A 21,598-nucleotide genomic window follows, 5' to 3' on the forward strand; every position below is an offset into this window, starting at 1 on the left:
TGTCAACGATGAAACTGTTTATTGACACGGCCAATGTAGAGGACATCAAGAAAGCCTATAAAGTCGGTCTTTTGTCCGGGGTTACGACCAACCCGTCACTGGTTGCCAAAGAGGGAGTAAAATTCGAGGACCGCATTGCCGAAATTCTGCAGGCGGTGCCCGAGGTGGAATCCGTTTCGGCCGAAGTCACGCCGGATGCTCTTACGGCAGAGGACATGATCGCGCAGGCCAATGAACTGATCAAGATTAACAACGGAGACAAGAACATCACCATCAAGCTTCCGATGACGCTCGAAGGGCTGGAGGCGTGCCGTTACCTGACCCGCAAAGGCGTAAAAACCAATGTGACGCTGGTCTTTACCGTCAATCAAGCACTCTTGGCCGCGCGGGCGGGAGCCACTTACGTATCTCCTTTCCTCGGCCGCTTGGATGACATCTCCGAGGACGGGGTTCTGCTGGTTACGAAAATCGCGGAGCTGTTCCGCATTCACAACTTCGATTCCCAAATTATCGCCGCCTCGGTCCGGCATCCGGACCATGTGACCCGGGTAGCGATGGCGGGCGCTCATATCGCCACGATGCCGTTCTCCGTCATCGAACAAATGGCCAAGCATCCCCTGACCGATCAAGGGATGGCCAAGTTTGCGGACGATTGGAAGAAGACGAAGCTTTCTTAGTTTTATTGCCTGCTTACCCAACCCGGCGTTTCCCGCTAATTGGTTGATAAGAGCAAGCCCCCGAGTTGCAAGGGGCACCGGTTAAGGACCGGTGCCGGCCTGCAGCCGGGGGCTTTTTTAGTTTTGGGCTAGCTGCTACTTTTATGGGGATTATTATTTCATGGAAGCGGTCTTTAAGCTGAAAGGAAATGATTTGTATCTATGGTAGAAGGGAATACCCGACTCCATAAAGAGGCCGGATCGGCCTCTTTTTTATTCCTCGGAATGACGTGTTGATAGGACAAAAATATTCAATTATTTAGGATATGGACAAGATTGTTATCACTTTATAAGCATATTCATGTTCTATAATGATGGAGAAGGGCTTACAACGGGAAGCAGGAAAGGAATCGCCATGAACCAACCGAAAACAAAGGAATTGACATGGACCATGCCGGAGGTTCACCTTCCGTCCATACCGGGTAATACCGTGCGGTTAACCGATTACGGAGCGGTGGGAGACGGACGGACCGATAACACCGAAGCTTTCCGCCGGGCGATAGAAGATTGCGTTAAAGCCGGGGGAGGCCGGGTCGTCATCCCGCCGGGCCTATGGCTGACCGGGCCTATCACCCTGGCGAGCCGGCTGGAGCTGCACGCCGAGGAAGGGGCGGTCGTACGGTTTAGCCGACGCTATACGGATTATCCCCTCATTTCGTCTACGTTTGAAGGCGGGCCGTCTATCCGCTGTCAGTCGCCGCTGAATGCCGAGAGTGCCGAGGATGTGGCCATTACAGGAAAAGGGGTCTTCGACGGCGGGGGAGAGGCATGGAGGCCTGTGAAGCGTTGGAAAATGACGGAGCCCCAATGGAACCGCCTTGCAAGCTCCGGGGGTGTTGTGGAGGAGTCGGGAGAGGTATGGTGGCCAAGCGAAGCGGCCAGGAATGGGGCTGCGGGAGTGGAACAGCTGCTTCGGAAAGGGAAGAAGGAACCGGAGGACTTCCTGCCTTACCGGGATTATCTGCGGCCTAACCTCCTTAGCTTCCGCAAATGCAAACGCATTCTTCTGGACGGGCCGACCTTCCAAAATTCGGCTGCCTGGAATTTGCACCCGTGGGCCTCGGAGCACGTGACCATCCGCCGGGTAACGGTCCGCAATCCGTGGTATGCGCAGAACGGCGATGGCCTGGATCTGGATTCCTGCCGATTCGCTCTCGTGGAAGGATGCACGTTCGACGTGGGCGATGACGCCATCTGCTTAAAGTCCGGTAAAGATGAAGCCGGGCGGGCGCTCGGCCTGCCGACGGAATACGTAACCATTCGGGATTGCACCGTCTATCACGGGCATGGGGGATTCGTCATCGGCAGTGAAATGTCGGGCGGTGTCCGCCGGGTGCAGATTAGCGATTGTTTGTTTATGGGGACCGATATTGGGCTTCGTTTCAAGAGTGCCCGGGGACGAGGGGGAGTCGTGGAAGACATCCACATCGAACGAATCCGCATGACGGATATAGCGGGCGAGGCCATTTCCTTCCACTTGTTCTACGAAGGGGTGGAAGGCTCGGGTACGGCAAGAGATGAGAGCCACCCGGTAACGGAGGAGACCCCGATTTTCCGTAACATCCAGATCCGGGATGTGGACTGTGCCGGGGCGGATAAAGCCTTTCTCGTGAACGGCTTGGCGGAAATGCCGCTGGAAGGCGTGAGCGTGCGGAACTATACGGCCACGGCCCGGGAAGGGGTGGTCTGTCACCAGGTTAACCAGCTGGTATTGGAGGATGTTACGGTCTTCCCAACGGAGGGTCCGCTTGTGAAGCTTCACCAGAGCCGGAATGTGGAGATCCTCCGGCTGGGGGGAGCGGGAGGAGAGTCGGACTCGCGAATGCTGGCGGTCACCGGCGCCGCTTCCGCCCATATCACCTGCCGCGATTCCCGGACGGCACCCACGCACCGGAGCGTCACATCGGCTCCCGAGGTGGATAGCCGGACGGTCGTTGCCACGGATCAGTAACGATGGTCCTGCCTGTAGTGCAAGGGGGAAACCCCGGCCACCTTCTTGAACGTTTTGTTGAAATGGGAAATATGCTCGAAGCCGACCTGTCCGGCTATCGCCTGCACCTTCTCGCTTGTTGTCCGGAGAAGCTTCTGGGCTTCCCGTATGCGGACGACCCGAATGTATTCGCTGATATGGAAGCCGGTCAGCTTCAGAAAGATCCGGCTCAAATAGGCGGGACTGATATAGAAGTGCTTGGCCAGCTGCTCCAGCGTTAAGGGATTCCGGTAATGGGTCTGGATATACGCGGTGATTTCCGATACCTTCTGATGCATCGGATGGCCCGGCTCGGGCGAGACGGGACCGGCCGCCTGGACCCGGTGCAGCCGGATTAAGAGCTCGGACAGCAGATGCCGGACATAGGTCTCATATAACGGCTGTTCGTCCTTGCATTCCCCGACCAGCTGGAGCAGAAGGCGTTCGAGCTCGGGCTGATCCTTCGGAGGAACCCGCAGCAGGGTCGATTGCTGGAAGAGCGGCAGGTGAAGCAGGCGGCCGGTGTCCCGGAGGAATTCGGGAGTGAACTGAATCAGCACCCGCTCGAACTGCTCCACCTGGGAGCTGGCGGTGGAGTGAAAGTCATGAGGGACGACAAGGACCATGTCGCCCTTTTGTGCGGTATGGACTTTGCCGTTTATGAAGTAGACCCGTTCCCCCTCGAGCAGGCCGTACAGCTCATAGAAGGAATGAGAATGGGGACGCGGCATGGCGGAATACCCGAAGCGGCGCATCCGTTGAATGGCAAACGATTCGCCTTCTACCTTGTACTTTTTTTCAATTAAGTCATTCATTTGCATTGGCCCCCGCTCCTCTTCGTTACATATGGTTAAGAACCCGGTTATTCGTAAGGTCTGTCTTAGTATTTTACCATAGGCGGGCGGGGGGCCGACCGGCGGAACTCAGCGTTATACCCTAGATTCCCGCCGGCAGATTCAAGGAATAAGCATAGGGGAGGCAGATCACGCATGAGCAATGAGCATTGGCAGGATCCGCTGTTGTGGGCGGACCAATTCATGGAACGGTACCGGGAAGACGGCAGCGAAAAGTTTACCAGGAGCTGGAATTACGAAATCGGCTGCTTCCTGCGGGCGCTGGAGGAGTGCGGCCGGCAAAGCGGGGATGACCGGTATTTCGCCTATATCCGTAACCGGACGGACCAGTACGTTCAAGAGGACGGCAGCATCCGTACCTATGTGCGGGAGCATTACAATCTCGACCAGATCCATTCAGGCAAGCTTCTGTTTCTTCTGCTGGAGCAGACGGGGGAAGCCAAGTACCGGAAGGCAATCGAGAACTTGATCAAGCAGATGAAAGGACACCCCCGCACGGAGGAGGGCGGTTTCTGGCACAAAAAGATCTATCCTTTCCAGATGTGGCTGGACGGCTTGTACATGGCCGCTCCGTTCCTCGCTCAATACGGGAAACTCACCGGTGAAGAGAGTTGGTTTGACACGGCGGCGGAGCAGCTGGTCCTGGTCGAGAAGAAGACGCGTAATCCGGAGAACGGCTTGCTTCATCACGCATGGGACGCTTCCGGGGAGCAGCCTTGGGCGGACAGCGTGACCGGGCGCTCCCCGCATGTCTGGAGCCGCGCGATGGGCTGGTATGCAATGGCCCTGGTAGACACGCTCGATCATCTGCCGGAGGACCACCCGAAAAGGGGGCTGCTCATTGGGCTGATGGAGCGCATGGCCGGAGCGCTTGTCCGCGTCCAGGACGCCGAAACCGGGCTGTGGCCCCAGGTGCTCGACCAATCCGGCCGGGAAGGCAATTACTTGGAGGCTTCGGGCACCTCCATGTTCGCTTACGCGCTGGCCAAAGGCGCCCGGCTGGGGTATTTGACCGGGTCGGCGGGGGAAGCCGCACGCCGCGGGTATGAGGGCCTTCTCCGCTATCTTGTCAGGGAAGAAGAGGGCGGCCAGGTTCACCTGACGCAGTGCAACAGCGTAGCGGGACTCGGGGGCTCCCCTTACCGGGACGGCACCTTTGCTTACTATATCGGCGAGCGCGTCGTGGAGGATGACCCGAAGGCCGTCTCTCCCTTTATTCTGGCCGGTCTGGAAAACGGACGCCTTCACGCGGCAAAGGAGCGGAGGGGATGAAGACATTTCGTAACCCGATTCTGCCGGGCTTCTATCCTGATCCCTCCATCTGCCGGGTCGGTGAAGACTATTATATGGTAACGTCTACGTTCGAGTATTTTCCGGGCGTACCGATTTTTCACAGCAAGGATCTGGTCCACTGGAAGCAGCTCGGGCATGTGCTGGACCGGGCTTCGCAATTGGACTTGGACGGCACCCCGGCCTCCCGCGGGATCTATGCCCCCACGATCCGCTACCACCAAGGCGTGTTCTATATGATTACAACGTTCGTGGTCAGCGCTACGGGAGCGAGGAGGAACTTCTTCGTTACCGCGGCGGACCCGGCCGGCCCTTGGTCGGACCCTTATTGGCTCGAGGACGCTCCGGGAATCGATCCGTCGTTATTCTTTGACGAAGACGGCAGAGCCTACTATACCGGCAACCGGGTGCCGCCGGAAGGACAACAGTATCCGAAGCATATGGAAATTTGGCTGCAGGAGCTGGATTTGGAGACGAAGCGGCTCAAGGGGCCAAAAGTCAGCCTGTGGGACGGCGCCTTGAAGCAGATCCATGCCCAGGAAAGCCCTCACCTGTACCGTATTAACGGCTATTACTACTTGATGATTGCCGAAGGCGGCACCGGCTTCACTCATTCCGTTACCATCGCCCGAAGCGAGAGCATTACCGGGCCTTATGAGAACTGTAAACGTAACCCGATTCTGACCCACCGCCATTTGGGCGAAGGGCACGGCATTGTCAACGTCGGCCACGCCGATATCGTGGAGACCCAGAACGGGGAGTGGTGGATGGTTTGTCTTGCCTCCCGTCCTTACGGGGGCTACTACCGGAACATGGGGCGGGAAACGTTCCTCGTTCCGTTCCATTGGGAAGACGGATGGCCCGTCGTGAATCCCGGCAAAGGCATGATTGAATGGGAGATGCCTAGGCCGAATCTGCCTGCAGCGCCATGGCCCTCCCTGCCGGTCTGCGACCATTTCGACAGCCGCGTGCTGGAGGACCGGTGGAACTTCATCCGGACACCGAGAGGGGAGTTCTGGAGCTTGACGGAACGGCCTGGCCATCTGCGCCTGAAGCTCAAGCCGGAGCGGATGACGGAGGAGGGAGCGAATCCGAGCTTTGCCGGCCGGAGGCAGCAGCACATGTCCTTTGCGGTCCGAACGGCTCTGGAGTTCGCCCCGCAGGGGCTGGCGGAGACGGCCGGGCTTGCGGCTCTGCAGAATCACGATTTCCAGTACCGGTTCGAATGCGGCCGGAACGAACAGGGCCGGACGGAAGTGAGGGTCATCTGCCGGGAAGCCGGCCGGGAGACGGTGCTGGGCTCCAAGGAGCTGGCGGCCGGAAAATGCTATTTGAGGCTGGAGGCGTCCGGGCAGTCGCTTCGTTTTGACGTGGCGGTGGAGCCCGAGCAGTGGGAGACGGTCGCAGCGGACGCGGACGGCACCGTGCTCAGCACCGATCGTGCGGGAGGCTTCGTCGGCGCCTATATCGGGCTGTTTGCAAGCGGCAACGGGACGCCGAGCGGCAATTTCGCCGATTTTGATTATTTTGAATATATCGGCTTATAATCGGGTGATTCCATACGGAACGAAACGAAAGGAAATCTTCGATACCTTATAGAGGAGGATGGGCTCATGACGGAAACTATACTTACTCATCAAGAGGCTTGGGCAGCGGACCAGGGAGACGGGACTTACCTCAATCCGGTATTGCATGCGGACTATTCGGACCCCGACGTCATTCGCGTCGGCAGCGATTTCTACATGACCGCCTCCAGCTTCGGACACCTTCCCGGACTGCCGATTCTGCATTCCCAAGACCTCGTCAATTGGAAGCTGATCGGACACGCCATCCCGGAAATGAAGCTGGCGGGGTACGAGCGGCCTCAGCATGGGAACGGGGTATGGGCGCCAAGCCTGCGCTATCATGACGGAAAGTACTGGATCTTCTACGGGGATCCGGATGTGGGCATTCTGATGACGACGGCCGACGATCCGGCGGGCGAATGGGCCCCCCTGCATCTGGTCCTGGAAGGTAAAGGGCTGATCGACGTTTGTCCCTTCTGGGATAACGACGGACAGGCTTATTTGATTCACGCCTATGCCAAGAGCCGCAGTGGGATCAAGCATAAGCTCCGGCTGTGCCGGATGTCGGCTGACGGCAGGCAGGTGCTGGACGAGGGACGGATCGTTTATGACGGAACCGAGGATCATCCCACCCTCGAAGGGCCGAAGCTGTATAAACGAGAAGGTTATTACTATATCTTTGCTCCCGCCGGGGGCGTCTCCACCGGGTGGCAGACGGTGTTCCGGTCGGAGTCCATCTGGGGTCCCTATGAGGACAAGGTGGTTCTGCATCAAGGGCAGACTCCGGTCAACGGCCCGCATCAGGGAGGCTGGGTAGAACTGGAATCGGGCGAATCCTGGTTCCTGCATTTCCAGGACAAAGGGCCATACGGCCGGGTGGTCCATCTCCAGCCTGTTCACTGGGAGAACGATTGGCCCATGATGGGGGAGCGCCGGGAAGGCGAGGCCATCGGCGAGCCGGTGCTCCGTTACCGGAAACCGGATGTCGGCCGGGACTACCCGGTCACCGTTCCCGCTACGTCGGATGAATTTGACGCCCCTGCTCTCGGCCTTCAGTGGCAGTGGCAGGCGAACCCGCATAGCTCTTGGTACCGGCTGGACGCCAGGCCGAGCCATATTCGGCTGCACTCCATACCCGGTCCTTCAGAGCAGGAGGGGATTTATCATGCTTCCCATCTGCTTCTTCAGAAATTCCCGGCACCCGAATTCCAAGCCTCCTGCCTCATCGATCCTTCCGGATTGGCGGAGGGGGATACGGGCGGGATGCTTGTTTTCGGCTACCGGTATGCCTATTTGGCTGTGCGAAAGCTTCAAGATGAAGGAGAAGAAGAAGGAGAAGGAGAAGGGCTCGCTCTTGTCCTGGCCATGGGAGACGAAAACGGGGAAGAAGGCGTCTGGTCCCTTCCTATCGAAAGCGCCGACCCTCTTGAGCTGCGAGTGAAAGTAGAGAAGGACGCCCGCTGTTCCTTCTATTATAAAATGGCCGGATCCGAGTATACGCCGGTCCCGGCTGAACCGTTCGCCGCCATCGAGGGCCATTGGGTCGGAGCGAAGACCGGGATATTTGCCTCCGGCTCAGGAGGCGGGTACGTGGATGTCGATTGGTTCCGCGTAACCGGCTTGGAAGGTAAGGAATAAAGAGAAGGATCGGTTTCTTCAGGTAAGAGACATTGACCCGTCAGCCCGTTGGGAGCGGGTCTTTTTTAGTCGGACCTGCCCGCCGCAGGGGACTAAGCGTGTACCCGGTCAGCACGTTGCAGGAGGAATAAGAATGAACAGATATTCAGTACGGCTGCTGTCCTACAGCTTATTATTGGGATTGCTTCCCGCCATCCTCATTGGCTTCGTCTCCTATATCATCGCTTCAAGAGATATGGAAGAGAAGGTGAAGGAAGGTAATATGCAGTGGCTTGCCCAAACCCAGACGAGGGTGGAGCAGATGCTGAAATCGGTTGAGAAATCGGCCACGCAGCTGGCCAACTCCTCCCTGGTCAAGACCGCGATGAATACGTCCTATACCCCCTCGGATTTTGAAGCCGTCCGTGAGCTTTCCAAGGAGCTGTACAATCTTCAATCCGGCGAAGCGGTCATCACGCAGGCCTATTTGGTGAACCTCGAACGGAATTGGGCCTTGAACCTTAATGTCCTGAAGCCTCTCGATCAATGGCAGAACCGCCGGGTGTTCACGGAGTATGCCGAAGCGCCTCGAAGCATCCGCTGGTACACGGGGATTGAGGCAGGCGGCGGCGAATTCACCGAACCCGTGGAGACCATCACCTTGGTCCACAAAATCCCGCTCCTCCCCCAGACGAACAAGCCGAAGGGACTTCTGGTCGTCCAGATGGCGGCGGCGGAAATTAACCATGCGCTTGCTTCCTCGGACTCCTCGAACCGGACTTATATTTTGGATCGGACCGGAGCGGAAATTCTGGGCCCCGGTTCCAAGGAGGAGAACGCCCCGATTAACCGGGCCGTTGCCGGGCATTTGGAGTCGGAGCCGGAGAAGAAGCTGGGGCTGTTTAACCTGAAGACGAACGGGGAAGAGGATGCGGTGCTCTACCGTTCTTCCAGCTATAATGGCTGGACCTATGTTTCCGCCGTCTCGATCGGGGAGCTGAAGAAGGAGACCCGGAAAATAGCGGAAGTCACCTTGGCGGTCTGTACCGTCATTCTGCTGATTGTGCTGGCCGCCGCCTGGTATGGCAGCCGAAGAATGTACCGCCCCATCGGCAGTTTGCTGGAGGTGGCGAGAGGGCTTGGTTCGTCCGTGCAAGAGCCTTCCGTCCTCCCGAAAAATGACGAGCTGGACTTCATCAGGCACAGCATGCAGTCTTTGGCCGTGTCAAGAGACCGCGTCGAACAGCAGATGCGGGGTCAGGCGAGCCACTTGAAGGAATTTTTCGTCTTGAAGCTGTTTACGGGCCAGCTGACGGAAAACGACTTCTTGTACCGGTCCGCCTTGTATAGCTTCCCTGCCGACTGGAAGCGGCTCGGGGTTCTTTCCCTTCAAATCGACAATCTGCAGGAGACCCATTATGACGAGGAAGACCGGGAGCTGCTGCTTTACGCCATCAGCAACATTGCCGGGGAGGTGCTGCCGTCCTCGCGGCGCCTTACCCCGATTACCATTCATCATTCCCAAGTCACCCTGGTGGCGGCCGAGGAAGAGGACACCGAGCAGGTCCAAAGAATTCTTTATGAATCGGCGGAGATCCTGAAGAAGAACGCCGAAGAGGTCCTTCAGCTTAAGGTGAGCATCGGGATCAGCCATCCGTTCTCCGACTTGATGGGGACGGTCAAAGCTTACGGGGAGAGCTTGTCCGCCTTGAAAGCGCGGATCAGCCTCGGCCCGGAGATCATCGTACAATACCGGGACACGGAGACCCTTCCGGGCGCGGACGGGTATGAATATTCCCACTTGAAGGTATTGGAAGAGAGGCTCGTCTACGCCATAATGGAAATGCAGCCGGGCAGCGCTTCCGAGACGATCCGTCAATACTTGGATGCTCTTCTGTATAAGGACGGTTCCCTCCACGAGCATCACCTGCTGCTCCTGCAGCTGCTTTCCCGGCTTCTGCAAATCATGCAGGACGAGGGGATATCGCTTCAGAAGGTGATGGAGGATGAGAGGACCGTGGAAAGGCTTCTCCGGCTTCAAACTAGAGAGGAAATCATTCACTGGTTTGAGTCCAAGTGGTTCAATCCCTTGATTCAGGCGCTGTCCGAGAAGACCGAAACCCAGTATGTCAACATCGCGGATAAAATGATCAAGCTGATTCAGGACCGGTATGACCAGGAAATTACCCTGGAATCCTGCTCCAAGCTGTTAAATTACCATCCGGTGTATATCAGCCGAATTTTTAAGCGGGAGATCGGGATTCCCTTCAGTGACTACTTGTCGGATTACCGGATGAAGATGGCCAAGGTCATGGTGGAATCGACGGATATGAAAATATCGGAGATCGGCGAGAAGCTTCAGTACAAGAATATCAGCTCCTTTATTCGGAGCTTTAAGAAGATCTATCAACTTACACCAGGTCAATACCGGGAAAAAATCCTGAAAGGGAGCACCGAATGAAGCGGCATGCAGCCGGTGAACCCAAGGACGCTTATAGAAGCTGGCCTCCGGACAGGCGCGGCGGATGATCCTCCTCATCCTTCCCGCCTGTTTTTTGTCGGAATCAGGTTATCTCAAGCACATTTACAGGCTATACAGAGGTTATTAGGAGGGGAAAAGCCCCCAATCGACACTTGGTTGCGTGAGCGGTATAGCCTGTCACCCCCTATGGGCTCGATAATGGCTGGAGTGAACCATGGAGAATGTTATGGGAGGTTAGTGAACCATGAGGCAAGACAACTATGCTCCGGCCGGAAACCCCGCCATCCCCAAGGGAAAGCCGGTTTCCCTTCTGAGGGACCTCGTCCGGGACAAATGGCTGTACTTGATGCTTCTGCCCGGCATCCTGTATTTCTTTATCTTTAAATACGTGCCGATGTACGGGGTAACGATGGCCTTTCAGGATTACCGGCCGCATCTCGGCTTTCTGGACAGTCCTTGGGTAGGCTTTAAGCATTTTCAGCGATTTTTTACCGAGCCCCAATTCGGCATGCTGTTCCGCAATACGGTTATTCTGGCGGTGTACAACCTGGTCTTCTTCTTTCCGCTGCCCATTGTTCTTTCCCTGATGCTGAATGAAGTCAGACGGGCCAAGTTCAAAAGCTTCGTTCAAACCCTCGTCTACATCCCCCACTTTGTCTCCTGGGTGGTGGTCGTCGGGATCTTCTATATCCTTTTCACAACGGAGAACGGGGTTCTTAATGAATTTCTGTATGCGGTTACGGGAAAGAAAATTGCCTTTCTGCTGGAGCCGGAATGGTTCCGGACGATGGTTATCGTGCAATCCATCTGGAAAGAAGTCGGCTGGGGCACCGTCATCTTCTTGGCCGCCTTGGCCGGGGTTGACCTCCAGCAGTACGAAGCCGCCCGGATCGACGGGGCCGGCCGCTGGCGCCAGCTTTGGCATATCACCCTTCCGGCGATTCGCAGCACCATCGTCATTTTGTTTATTCTGCGGCTGGGGAACTTTATGGATTCAGGCTTCGAGCATATTTTCCTTATGCTGACCCCGACGAACCGCGAAGTAGGCGAAGTGTTCGACACCTATGTCTATACGAAAGGGATGACCCAGGCGCAATACAGCTACAGTGCGGCGGTCGGCTTGTTCAAGTCGGCGATCGGCCTGGTGCTGGTGCTCGGCTCCAACTGGCTCGCCAAGAAGTTCGGGGAAGAGGGCATCTATTGACGCCTGTCCCTAAGTATGAAGGAGGCTACAACATGCTTCAGGATAAAACGATAGGCAACCGCTTGTTCGATATGTTCAATTATGCCGTGCTGCTTTTGATGGCCCTCCTCTGCGTCCTGCCCTTTGTCTACGTGTTGGCCGTATCGTTCGCAAGTCCCGCCGAGGTGGCCAAGGGCGGCTTGATTCTATGGCCGAAGGAATGGTCGCTTGCTTCCTACCGCTACATCTTCTCGACGGACACGCTGTTCCGAAGCCTGCTGGTCTCCATCTATATTACCGTCGTGGGCACCTTCATCAATCTGCTGTTCACGTCGCTGATGGCCTACCCGCTGGCCAAGCCCCATCTGAGAGGACGCCAGGCGATCCTCCTCGCGGTCTTGTTCACGATGCTGTTCGGCGGGGGCATGATTCCCACTTACTTTGTCGTCAAGGCCCTGCATCTGACCAATACCCTGTGGTCCTTGATGATCCCGGGCGCCATCAGTGCTTTCAACCTGATAGTCCTGAAAAATTTCTTTCAGCAAATCCCCGACGGCCTCGAGGATTCCGCCCGGATTGACGGCTGCAACGACGTGGGCGTGCTTTTCCGGATCGTGCTTCCGCTTTCGCTGCCGGCCATGGCTACCTTCGGGTTATTCTATGCCGTCGGCCATTGGAACCAGTTTTTCAATGCCATTCTTTATATCAACGACAATACCAAGTGGCCGATTCAAGTCCTGCTGCGGGAAATCGTCATTTTGGCCTCCAGCAGCATAGGGGACAACTCCATTGACAACACGGAAATTCAGCCGCTTACGATCCGGATGGCGGTCATCGTCTTCGCCACCGTTCCGATTCTGCTGGTCTATCCGTTTCTTCAGAAGCATTTTGCCAAAGGAGTTATGCTGGGATCGGTCAAGGGATAGGAGAATCACACGTTTACGGATGAACTCCCTTGCGGTTGTTCCCTAAGCGGCGGCCGCAGGAGTTGATATCATAACCAACTATACGGAGGGGGAAATGAAATGAAGAAGCAAGCAGCATCTGTTATGGGAGGAGTTATGCTGGCGACGGCCGTTCTGTCGGCCTGCAGCTCGGGAAGCGAGGGGCAAGCCGGCGCGGGCGGAAGCTCCAAGCCGGGAGAGGATACGAAGCCGTTCGCCTTGTCCATTGTCGCTAATCAGGTGGGAGAGATTCCGCCGAAGGGCAATCCCTTGGAGCAGGCTCTGGCGAAATACACCAATACCACTCCGGAATTCCAATGGATTCCGGCCTCGGCTTACGATGATAAAGTCAACGTTATGATGGCTTCAGGCGAACTGCCCAAGCTGATCAAGGTCAACTACGTGCCCACCATCATCAATGCCATGAAGTCCGATCAATTCTGGGAAATCGGTCCGTATCTTAAGGATTACAAGAACCTGTCCGCCCAGCCCTCCTCTTACTTTGACAACATCAAAGTGGAAGGGAAGCTTTACGGGATTCCCATTTTCCGGGACATCGGCCGTGCGGTCGTCCATTACCGGAAGGACTGGTTTGACGCGGCGGGCTTGAAGGTCCCCAAATCGCTGGACGATTGGTACAACGTTCTTAAGGCGGTGGCGGAAAGTGATCCCGACAAGAACGGGAAGAAGGATACCTATGGTTTCCTGCTCGATAAAGCCTACAACCAAGGAACGGCTTCCACCTTGACCCGGCTAAGCGTAGCTCAAGGGGGGCCGAACAAGTGGAAGGTGGATGACCAGGGAACGTTCACCCCCGAGTTCATGACGGAGGAATTCTTTGCCACCATGAAGCTGTTCAAGCGGCTGTACGACGAGAAGCTGATCAACCAGGATTTCTCGGTTGTGGATGCGGCTACGAACGATAAATCGTACGAGGCAGGCCGGGTGGCGCTCCGGATCAGCGGCGGCAATGCCCAATCCATGCAGACGAACCTGGTGAAGGTGGTGCCGACGGCCGTCGTCGATGCGGCTCCTTTGGAAGGACCGTCGGGGATCCGGGTGCCGGGGGAAAGCGGCAACGCAGGGATCTGGGCCATTCCGAAGTCCTCGGTCAAAACCGAAGCGGAAATGAAGAAAGTGCTGTCCTTCCTGGACAAGCTGCTCGATAAAGAGATGGTATACCTTATCAACAAGGGCGTGGAAGGCAAGCATTACAAGGTGGAGGGCGACTTTACCATTCCTCTGGATAAGGATGCGGACGCCAAGGAAGTGAAGCCTTACCGCGACACCTTAATCCAGCGTGGCGAGGCCTACAACATGGATAAGCCCATGAAGGAAACCGATCTGTTCCTGAAGAACAAGAAGCTGGTCAGCGGAAACGAAAAGTATGCCGTGAACAATCCCGCGCTGACCCTTCTCTCGGATACGTACACCGAACGGGGAAAAGAGCTGGAGCAGATGATTACGGATGCGGAAACCAAATTCATTATGGGCAAGATCGACGAAGCCGGCTGGAAAGCGGAAATGGATAAATGGAAGAAGGCCGGCGGGGATAAATTGATGCAGGAATACAAAGAGGCTTATTTGAAAAATAAAAAATAAGGGGATTCTGGTGCCCTTTCTGTGGAAACCGATATCAAAATCGAGTATGTTTTTGCAATTTCCCGCTATTCTTTGCTCTCTTCTGCCATGGTACCCTATCGGAAGAGAGACCAAGAAAGAGAGGGCGATGAAGGTGAAGTACCGCACATTGGGAGGGACGGGGCTGCAGGTATCGGCGCTTAGCTTCGGCGCCTCGTCACTCGGATCCGTTTTTCGGGAAACCGACGAGTCGGAAAGCATCCGAACCGTGGAGGAAGCGGTGGACAGCGGCATCAACCTGATCGACGTGTCCCCTTATTACGGCTTGACGAAGGCGGAGACGGTGCTTGGCAAAGCGATCGCTTCGATCCCGCGGGACCGGTTCCTGCTGTCGACAAAGGCCGGGCGTTACGGGGACCGGGAGTTCGATTTCTCAGAGCGCCGCATTCTGCAAAGTGTTGAGGAAAGCTTGGCCCGGCTGCAGACCGATTATGTGGACATCCTGTTCCTCCATGATATCGAATTCGTTCCGTTCGATGAGGTGGCGGAGGGTGCGTTCCGTGCACTGGAGACCCTTAAGCAGTCCGGCAAAATCCGGTTCGGTGGGGTGTCCGGACTTCCCCTGACCGTTTTCGAGAAGGCCCTTGCCCATACTTCGCTCGACGCGGTGCTGTCCTACTGCCACTATTCCTTGAACGACACCAGCCTGTTGAGCCTTCTTCCTCTGCTGGAGGAATGGGGAGTCGGCCTCGTGAACGCTTCGCCGCTCTCGATGGGCCTCCTGGGTCATCGTCCGGTGGCCGAATGGCATCCCGCAAGCGGGGAGATCAAACGGGTGTGCCGGGAAGCGGCCGCCTATTGCGAACGTCAGGGGGCGGACCTCGCCAAGCTCGCCGTTCAATTCGCGACGGCGAATGAGCGCATCCCCACGACCTTGGTCAGTACGGCCAATCCGGAACATATCCGCCGCAACGTCCAATGGACCGAGGAGCCGATGGACGAGTCCCTGTTGAAGGAAGTGCTCCGCATCCTGGAGCCGATCCGCAACCAAACCTGGGTAAGCGGGCTGCCGGAGTATAATCCGGAATTGCCTTCCTGATCCCGCCCGAAGAACTATAACGTTTTCCCCTTAAAGCCCGCCGGCACCGGCGGGCTTTTTGGCTGTATTCCCAAGGAAATCCCCGGATCCCGGCCTCCCCATATGCAATTATCGGCGATATACAATTTCCGCAAACCCGCGCCGGAACTGGATTATCGTATACCTCTTCGAAACATGTCTATGGTGTTACTCCCTCTTTTGCGTTTGAATAAGAGACGTACCGTAAACATCAGGCTGCCACAAAAATTGCGGATAAGGAGAAAGAGAGATGAGTAATCCTACTGTTCAGCTGAGCGCTTCCCGGGAGACCGCTCTGCGCTTGCAAAGGAGAAGGCGTTTCCGGATGAACATCCCGCTCTTGGTTATGTTCTCGCCGATCCTCGTTTATTTCATTCTGTTTAAATACGTCCCGATGGGCGGGCTTATCATCGCCTTTAAGCAGTACAACCTGGCTGACGGCATTCTGGGCAGCCCTTGGACGGGACTGGATAACTTCCGGCTTCTGTTCAATAGTCCCATGATGGTCACGATCATCAAGAACACCTTCGTGATCTCCATCCTGTCGGTCCTGGTGTCCTTTCCCTTCCCGATTCTTCTCGCCATCCTCCTTAATGAGGTGCGGGGAATGGTATACAAACGGACGATCCAGACGCTGGTGTATTTGCCGCATTTTTTGAACTGGGTTATTATCGGTTCGTTTGTGGTTCTCATTTTCGCCCAGGAACAAGGCGTCATCAACAAAATCATCTCGGCGCTCGGAGGGGAGAAAATCCAGTTTCTTTATAACAAGTCCACCTGGCTCGGGGTTTTTCTGGGCTCCGGCATCTGGAAGGAAGCGGGGTTCGGGGCCATCATCTACCTGGCGGCACTCGGCAATATCGACCCTAGCCTGTATGAATCCTCGAGCATCGACGGGGCCAACAAGCTGAGGCAGATGTGGCACATTACGATTCCCGGCATTGCGCCGGTCATTATTCTGATGCTGATTCTCTCGATGGAGCATGTCATGGATGTCGGCTTCGATCAAATTTATGTGCTCAAGAATCCGATGGTCGGCGATATTGCGAACGTCATCAGCGTCTGGAGCTACGAGGTAGGGCTTGGCCGCGGCCAGTTCAGTATAACGACGGCGCTCGGCTTCTTTCAGTCCTTGGTCGGCCTGGTCCTCGTGCTCACTGCGAACAAAATCGCCCGGAAATTTGGCCAAGGGCTATGGTAAAGGAGTGACGGGATGAGAACATCTTTAGGAGAAAAAATTTTTTACGGAGTCAATGCCTTCCTGCTTGGGCTCCTCGGCATCAGCTGCATCCTGCCGATTCTACACATCGTATCCCTGTCCTTAAGCTCGGAGCACGCGGTGATGTCCGGCTTCGTCGGACTCTGGCCGGTCGGGTTTACGACGGATTCCTATAAGCTGCTGATCGAGGGGACCAACATCGTGAACGCCTTTAAGAACAGCGTGGTGATCACCGTCGTGGGGACGGCCTTGAATATCCTCTTCACCATTCTTGCCGCTTATCCGCTGTCCCGGACGTATTTCTACTGGAGAAAGCCGCTCAGTCTATTGATCGTCTTTACCATGCTCTTTACGGCCGGCCTTATCCCGAGCTATTTGCTGATCAAAAGCCTGGGACTTGTCAATAGCTATGGGGCCTTGTGGCTGCCGGCTCTTGTGAGTGTCTACAACCTTCTGGTTCTAAAAACCTTTTTCGAGAACATCCCGGGGGAGCTGGAGGACGCGGCGCGGATCGACGGCTGCAGCGAAACGAGACTCATCATGCAGATCATGCTTCCACTGTCCATGCCGGTGATCGCCACCCTGGTGCTGTTCTATGCGGTAGGCCACTGGAATTCGTTCTTTAATGTTATGATCTATATCAATTCCTCCGACAAGCATAACCTGACCGTGCTCGTCCAGCAGATGATCATGAACAGCCAGCTGGCCCAGCAGGTGACGGAAGGCCAATTCAGCGACGACCTGACCCAGTCGGTCACCCCCCAGTCGATTCAATCGGCCGGTGTCATCGCCATGCTGCTTCCGATGCTGATCGTGTATCCTTTCCTGCAGAAGTATTTTGTCAAAGGGGTTATGATCGGCTCGATCAAAGGATAGAGAAGACTCGGTTGATTACAGGTGGAGGTGAGGCCGGCAGGAAGGATGCTCCAATTCATGAATATCTAAGCTTGGCTTATTCGAAAAAGGGAGGACAAACGGGATGATCAACAAAAAGAAAAGCGCCCTGCTGGCGATGACGACCGTTCTGGCGGCGGGTTCCTTACTCGCAGCCTGCGGCAAAGAAGGGGATAAAGGCGAAGGCGCCGGGAAAGCTTCGGAGGGCGCGGACGGCAAGAAGGGCAAAATCTCGGTGATGGTTTACGACAGAGGCCGGGTGCCGGCTGAGGAAGGGACCTATGACAAGAACCGCTGGACGGAGTGGATTAACAAGAATGCTCCGGCCGAAGTGACGTTCGTTCCCATTCCGCGCAACAAACCGGAAGACAAGCTGAACGTCCTTCTTGCTTCGGGCTCCGCGCCTGATTTCATTCAGGATTACAATCCATTGAACAAGAATGCCTGGTATGCGTCGAAGCAGCTGATGCCGCTCGATGACCTGATCGAGAAGCACAGCGTGGAATACAAGGCTCTCCTGAACAAGTATCCGATCCTGCGCAAGCTGGGTACCCAAGACGATGGCAAGCTCTATGAGGTCGGAGCGTTCACCCAAACGGATATCAACTGGGTTTTCCTGGTGAGGAACGACTGGCTGAAGAAGCTGAACCTGGAAGTGCCGAAGACGACCGAGGAATTGTATAATGTCGCCAAGGCCTTCACAGAGAACGATCCGGATGGCAACGGCAAGAAGGATACGTTCGGGATCTCCCTTGGAGGAGGATTTAACCAAAATATCTTCAACTGGATCTTTGGTCTGCCTGGCGCCGGCTATGCTCTGGAGGACGGCAAAATGGTCTATCCGTGGAAGCAGATGGAGGCGATTGCCGACTTCAAGAAGCGGTTGTACCAGGACGGTCTGATCGATAAAGATTTCGCGGCGGATGCCAATGGGGAGAAGGCCAAGCGGGATTTTGTCAATGGCAAGATCGGCTTCTACACGATGCAGTGGGCGGACGTGAAGGCGACCTTCGAAGCCCTGAAGAAGAACGTACCGGACGCCCAGCTTGTGCCGATCGCGCTGCCTAAGAGCTCCTTCGGTCAATTCGTTCCCGCCCTGAATCCGCCGGCTCAAACGCCTGGAGTGGTTAACGCCGCAGCCAAGGATCCGGTTGCCGTCATCAAATATATCGACTTCCTGAACAAAGAGGACACGGTCAAGGCCCTGAAGTGGGGACTCGAGGGCGAGCATTATAAACTCGATGCCAATGGCTGCCCGGCCCCGGTTAACCTCGAGAAGAACAAGAAGGAAAAAGACTGGAACGCCGACTATTCGATGGTAAGCAGCTCGACCGATGCGACCCGCAAGTGCGATCCCCGCATCATGGAGATCGATACGAGCTCCCCGGTAGGGCAGGAATACAAAGCCATTCTGGAGACAGCCCGTAAAATCTACCTGAATCCGGCGACTCCTATGCCCGGCTTCTTCCTGAACGCTCCGGCCAAGCCGAACGAGCTGGATATGATCGAGCAGAGCGTATCCAAGCTGGGAGATGAATATACGAAGGCGATCGTGACCAAGGACTATACGCCGGAGAAAGCGACCCAAACGGCCAAGGATATGTGGACGAAGGCCGGCGGCGGAAAAATAGATGAATGGTACAACACCTTTTACAGCAAGAACAAAGATAAAATCGTAACCGTTACGGATATTTACGAAAAGAAATAAAGCACTGTAGATAAGGCGCCTTCTTCCCAAAGGCGCCTTTTTCATGCAATGACCGGCTTAAACCGCTTTCTCGCTTCCGGTCGAGGCGGGAATGTCTATTGACAGAAAGATGTATATTGCTCAGAATAAGAACTTCAGTAATAAATGGAAGTATCCATCAAGTTTGGGGGGACGGGAATGCCGGGTAAGTGGTTCAAACGGCTGCTTCTTTCCTATTTGCCGATCTTCGTCCTCGTCATCTTCAGTTTGTCGATTCTCTTTTTTGTCATCGTCAACAAAGTGTCGCGCGAAGAGGCGAAGCAGGCCAATCAAGTGTTCATGGAACAGGTGCTCGTCCAGCTGGACCGGACACTGGAGCTGATCAGCCAGCAGATCATGAAGGAATCGAACTCCAATAACGGATTGAAGGACTATTACTTCAAACCGTCGCTTGATACGTTCGGAAGTCTTGTGGTGCCTTCGGAAAAATTGCGGGAGTTCGTCGGGGGCCTTCCTCTCATCGACTCCATTTATTTATACCGGACGGCCGATGAAATGGTGCTGAGCACCAATTCGCTTATGCCGCTCAGCCAGTTCGGCGACCAGGCGTTCGCGAGGACGGTCTTGAAGAACGGGGCGCCGCCTAAATGGCTGCCCGTCCGCGCCTACCGGGAGTTTGCCGACCAGTCCCCGGTCAACGTGGTGACGCTTGTCCGTAATGTACCGCTGCTGGGAGGGGAAAAAGGGTTTCTCGTGGTCAATGTCGGGGTGGACAAGATCGCGAAGTACGTGATGGAAATGTCCAGCTCGAAGTTCAGCTACATCCAGCTTGAGGATCAGAACGGAGCCTTCCTTCTGAATACGTCGGATACGCGCATGCGGTCGGAGATCAATTCCGCCGTTTCCAGTTATACCGGGTGGGTCATTCACAGCGGGCTTCACGACGGGGGCTTGTTCTATGTGTTTTCCCATATTCACTGGATCTGGCTTGGGGTGGCGGCGGGATTGGTTATACTGGGAGCGGTTTGGCTCATTGTCGTGACCCGGCGGAATTACCGTCCGGTGGAAATGATCGTCGACCAGATTCGCCAGTTCGCCGTGCAGAGAACCCAGCTGCTTGCGGCTTCGAGCGGCCAGGACGAGTTCCGCTTTATTGAAACCGCCTTGAGCCGGCTCATCGAGCAGTCCAACGAGTACGACCAGCAGTTCCGTGAGGACCTGCTGTACCGGCGTCAATATTTTTTTCAAGAAGCGATTACGGGCAGCCGGGTGATCACCGCCGAGGATTGGAACGGCGAGCTGAACGGGCTGACACCGGCCGGGGACAAGCGGAGGCTCTTCGTCGCGGTGATTGAGATCGACAAGTACCAGGAATTCCAGAATCAGTATAACCAGCGGGACCAGAGCCTGCTTAAGTTCGTTGTCAAAAGCGTGGTCAGCGAAATGGCGGAGAAGCATGACCTTGCCGTATGGGCGGAATGGATTGGCAATGAAAGGCTCGGCGTGCTGTTTGGAACATCGGTTGAAGAAGAGACAAGCCTGCAGGTTCTGAAGAAGCTCGGGGAAGAGCTGATCGGCTGGGTGGAGGCTAATCTTCATTTTTCCGTGACCTCGGGCTTTGGCTCAGGTGTCGAAGAGGTGGGCGAAATTCCTCTTTCCTATGAGGATGCGATCAACGCCTTGAAATACAAGACGGTGCTCGGAGGATCGGGTACGTTTCTGTATGCCGAGATGAAGACCCAGTCGGTTCATACGATCTACGACAACCTGGAGGTCATCCGCAAGCTTTCCTCCTGCTTCAAGCAGAACAATGAGGAGTGGGAGGCGATCTTCCGGGAAGTGTTCATGAATTTGCGGAACAACTTGAGCTCGAAGGAAGAAATCGTCATTGCGGCGAATTACTTATGCTACCATCTGAACCAATCGCTTAAGGAAATGGCCCAGGAATACAGAGGCCTCTGGGAGAGTGAGATCCACCCCCAGATGATGGCGGCCGTGGAGAATTTTGAAACGCTCGATGAACTGGAAGAACGGTATGCGGAGCTCCTGAGCCAAGCCTTCCGGCACCTGAGCCGGATGCGCGAGAAACGCTCGGGCCATACGCTGATCAAAGACATCAAGACCTATATCGAAAATCATTATGACGACCCCAACTTATCCCTGCAGATGATCAGTGATCATTTTCAATTGAATACCAAGTACGTCAGCCAGTTGTTCAAGGACGAAATGGGGGAGAAATTCGTGGATTATTTGGCTCATCTGCGAATCCGCCATGCCAAGGATCTTCTGAAGGAAACGAAGGCCCCGGTCCAAGATATTGCCATGAAGGTGGGGTATACTCATTCTCTTTCGTTTATCCGTATGTTCAAGAAAGTGATGAACGTCACCCCGGGAGATTACCGCAAGCAGAATACTCTGGCAAGAGGACAGGAGTAAAACGCCAAGCTTCAATTGGATATCGACAGAAAGCGGCGCCGTTC

General features: G+C 55.5%; 15 protein-coding genes. 14 read left to right on the top strand and 1 reads right to left on the bottom strand.

Annotated features, from left to right (window positions below; translation table 11 throughout):
* Positions 1–8 precede the first annotated feature (8 nt).
* On the top strand, positions 9–677 hold the full coding sequence (fsa, locus tag MJA45_RS09465; RefSeq protein ID WP_315607012.1) for a fructose-6-phosphate aldolase: 669 nt from the start codon (positions 9–11) through the stop codon (positions 675–677).
* 394 nt (positions 678–1,071) lie between these two features.
* Positions 1,072–2,667 (top strand): glycoside hydrolase family 28 protein, encoded by a 1,596-nt coding sequence (locus MJA45_RS09470; protein WP_315607013.1) that lies wholly within the window; start codon positions 1,072–1,074, stop codon positions 2,665–2,667.
* On the opposite strand, the gene MJA45_RS09475 is transcribed toward MJA45_RS09470, so the two are convergent.
* Positions 2,661–3,500 carry a helix-turn-helix transcriptional regulator gene (locus MJA45_RS09475; RefSeq protein ID WP_315607014.1) on the bottom strand — a complete coding sequence of 280 codons (840 nt, stop codon included), beginning with the start codon at positions 3,498–3,500 and terminating at the stop codon, positions 2,661–2,663. The genes MJA45_RS09470 and MJA45_RS09475 overlap by 7 nt on opposite strands.
* 174 nt (positions 3,501–3,674) lie before the next feature.
* Between MJA45_RS09475 and MJA45_RS09480 the strand changes: the two genes are divergently transcribed.
* From MJA45_RS09480 to MJA45_RS09535, 12 genes are all read left to right on the top strand, one after another.
* A complete protein-coding gene (locus MJA45_RS09480) occupies positions 3,675–4,811 on the top strand; it encodes a glycoside hydrolase family 88/105 protein (protein WP_315607015.1) in 1,137 nt (378 codons plus the stop codon).
* Entirely contained in the window at positions 4,808–6,376 is a 1,569-nt protein-coding gene (locus MJA45_RS09485; protein WP_315607016.1) for a glycoside hydrolase family 43 protein, read from the top strand. The genes MJA45_RS09480 and MJA45_RS09485 overlap by 4 nt, the downstream gene beginning before the upstream one ends.
* 66 nt (positions 6,377–6,442) lie before the next feature.
* Positions 6,443–8,032, top strand: coding sequence for a glycoside hydrolase family 43 protein (locus MJA45_RS09490; RefSeq protein ID WP_315607017.1), 1,590 nt, complete (start codon positions 6,443–6,445; stop codon positions 8,030–8,032).
* Between the two features lie 133 nt (positions 8,033–8,165).
* Positions 8,166–10,472 (top strand): helix-turn-helix domain-containing protein, encoded by a 2,307-nt coding sequence (locus tag MJA45_RS09495; RefSeq protein ID WP_315607018.1) that lies wholly within the window; start codon positions 8,166–8,168, stop codon positions 10,470–10,472.
* Positions 10,473–10,737: 265 nt separating this feature from the next.
* Positions 10,738–11,697: an ABC transporter permease gene (locus tag MJA45_RS09500; RefSeq protein ID WP_315607019.1), complete on the top strand. Its 960-nt coding sequence runs from the start codon at positions 10,738–10,740 to the stop codon at positions 11,695–11,697.
* Positions 11,698–11,729: 32 nt separating this feature from the next.
* Positions 11,730–12,602, top strand: coding sequence for a carbohydrate ABC transporter permease (locus MJA45_RS09505; RefSeq protein WP_315607020.1), 873 nt, complete (start codon positions 11,730–11,732; stop codon positions 12,600–12,602).
* A 99-nt stretch (positions 12,603–12,701) separates the two neighbouring features.
* Positions 12,702–14,222, top strand: a complete 1,521-nt coding sequence (locus MJA45_RS09510; protein ID WP_315607021.1) for an extracellular solute-binding protein — start codon at positions 12,702–12,704, stop codon at positions 14,220–14,222.
* A 133-nt stretch (positions 14,223–14,355) separates the two neighbouring features.
* A complete protein-coding gene (locus tag MJA45_RS09515) occupies positions 14,356–15,300 on the top strand; it encodes an aldo/keto reductase (protein ID WP_315607022.1) in 945 nt (314 codons plus the stop codon).
* Between the two features lie 268 nt (positions 15,301–15,568).
* Positions 15,569–16,519, top strand: a complete 951-nt coding sequence (locus MJA45_RS09520; protein WP_315607023.1) for an ABC transporter permease — start codon at positions 15,569–15,571, stop codon at positions 16,517–16,519.
* A gap of 12 nt (positions 16,520–16,531) precedes the next feature.
* On the top strand, positions 16,532–17,413 hold the full coding sequence (locus MJA45_RS09525; RefSeq protein ID WP_315607024.1) for a carbohydrate ABC transporter permease: 882 nt from the start codon (positions 16,532–16,534) through the stop codon (positions 17,411–17,413).
* A 103-nt stretch (positions 17,414–17,516) separates the two neighbouring features.
* Entirely contained in the window at positions 17,517–19,139 is a 1,623-nt protein-coding gene (locus MJA45_RS09530; RefSeq protein ID WP_315607025.1) for a type 2 periplasmic-binding domain-containing protein, read from the top strand.
* Between the two features lie 177 nt (positions 19,140–19,316).
* Positions 19,317–21,554: an AraC family transcriptional regulator gene (locus MJA45_RS09535; RefSeq protein WP_315607026.1), complete on the top strand. Its 2,238-nt coding sequence runs from the start codon at positions 19,317–19,319 to the stop codon at positions 21,552–21,554.
* Positions 21,555–21,598 lie beyond the last annotated feature (44 nt).

The organism is Paenibacillus aurantius, assembly GCF_032268605.1.
Classification (GTDB): domain Bacteria; phylum Bacillota; class Bacilli; order Paenibacillales; family NBRC-103111; genus Paenibacillus_AO; species Paenibacillus_AO aurantius.